Consider the following 2,081-nt stretch of genomic DNA (forward strand, 5'->3'; position numbering starts at 1 on the left):
CTGGACCGCAGCCTGGGCGACGAGGCCTGGCTGGCGCAGATGCGTGCGGCGGGCAGCAGCAGTGGCGCGCCGCTGGTGGCCGCCGGCAATGTGCACATGCATGTGCGCTCGCGCAAGCCCATGCAGGATGTGCTGACCGCCATCCGCCTGCGCCGCCCGCTCACCGACTGCGGCTACGCGTTGCAGCCCAATGCCGAGCAGCACCTGCGCAGCCGGCTGCGGCTGGCGCAGATGTACCCGCCCGATCTGCTGGAGGCCAGCCTGGGCATTGCCGCGCGTTGCCAGTTCTCGCTGACCGAGCTGCGCTACCAGTACCCCGACGAGGTGGTGCCGCCCCAGCTCACACCGGCAGCCTATCTGCGCCAGCTCAGCTACGAAGGGGCAGCCCGCCGCTGGCCGCAAGGCACACCGCCGCGGGTGCAGGCCACCTTGGAAAAAGAGCTGGCCCTTATCTCCGAGCTGCAGTACGAGCACTACTTTCTGACCGTCTACGACATCGTGCGCTTTGCCCGCAGCAAGGACATCCTCTGCCAAGGCCGGGGCTCGGCCGCCAACTCGGCCGTCTGCTTTTGCCTGGGCATCACCGAGGTCGATCCGGACAAGACCCGGGTGCTGTTCGAGCGCTTTATCAGCAAGGAGCGCAACGAGCCACCCGATATCGATGTGGACTTCGAGCATGCCCGGCGCGAAGAGGTCATCCAGTACCTGTACAAGAAATACGGCCTGCACCGCGCAGGCCTCACCGCCGTCGTCATCCGCTACCGGCGCAAATCCGCAATCCGCGATGTGGCCAAGGCGCTGGGCTTTGCGCCGCCCAGCATCGATCTGCTGGCACGCGACCATTCGCGCTGGGATGACGAGCTGCTGCGGGCCGAAGCGCTGGCCCAGTGCGGCCTGCAGGCGGGTGACCTGGCCGTGCGCCAGCTGCAGGAGCTGGTCGAGACGCTGCGCGATTTTCCGCGCCACCTGTCCCAGCATGTGGGCGGTTTTGTGCTCACGCGCGGCCCGCTCTCGCGCATCGTGCCGATCGAGCGCGCCAGCATGGAAAACCGCACCGTCATCCAGTGGGACAAGGACGACCTCGATGCCGTCGGCCTGCTCAAGGTCGATGTACTGGCACTGGGCATGCTCACCGCGCTGCAAAAAATGCTGCACCTGGTGGGCGCACGCCAGGGCCGTAGCTTTGCGCTGGGCGATATCCCGCACGACGACAAACCCACCTACGACATGATCTGCGCGGCCGACACCATCGGCGTCTTCCAGATCGAGAGCCGCGCCCAGATGAGCATGCTGCCGCGCCTGCGGCCGCGAGTGTTCTACGACCTGGTGATTGAAGTCGCGCTGGTGCGGCCCGGCCCCATCCAGGGCGGCATGGTCCACCCCTATCTGCGCCGCCGCCAGGGGCTGGAGAAAGTGCAGTACGAGAGCGAGCTGCTGCGCCCGGCGCTGGAGCGCACCCTGGGCGTGCCCATCTTCCAGGAGCAGGTGATGCAGATCGCCATCGATGCGGCCGGTTTCAGCGCTGGCGAGGCCGACCAGCTGCGCCGCTCGATGGCTGCCTGGCGCCGCACCGGCAACCTGCAAAAGTACTACGACAAGATCATCAACGGCATGACCGGCAATGGCTATTCGCAGGCCTTTGCCGAATCGATCTTTCAGCAGATCCAGGGCTTTTCGGAATACGGTTTTCCGGAGAGCCATGCCGCCAGTTTTGCCATCCTGGTGTACTTCAGCGCCTGGATCAAATGCCACTACCCGGCCGAGTTTCTGGTGGCCATGATCAACAGCCAGCCGCTGGGCTTTTACAGCAACAGCCAGCTGATCCAAGACGCCCAGCGCCATGGCGTGCAGGTGCTGCCCGTCGATGTGATGCACAGCGGCATGGACTGCAGCACCGAAGCGGCCAGCGGCCCGCACCCCGCCGTGCGCCTGGGCCTGCGCCTGGTCAAGCAGCTGCAGCAAACGCAAGTCAAGCGCCTGCTGCAGGCCCGCGACGCCGCCCCCTTTGAGAGCGCCCAGGACCTGGCCCGCCGCGCCCAGCTGGACGCCCCCGCGATGAAGAACCTGGCCGCCGCCGATGC

At 66.6% G+C, this 2,081-nt stretch carries 1 protein-coding gene; it reads left to right on the forward strand.

The genetic code is table 11. The features are described 5' to 3' along the window. The coding region (locus H928_RS0105755; RefSeq protein WP_027010596.1) for an error-prone DNA polymerase at positions 1–2,081 on the forward strand (2,081 nt) is incomplete at both ends.

This window comes from Comamonas sp. B-9, from assembly GCF_000410635.1.
Classification (GTDB): Bacteria; Pseudomonadota; Gammaproteobacteria; order Burkholderiales; family Burkholderiaceae_C; genus Comamonas.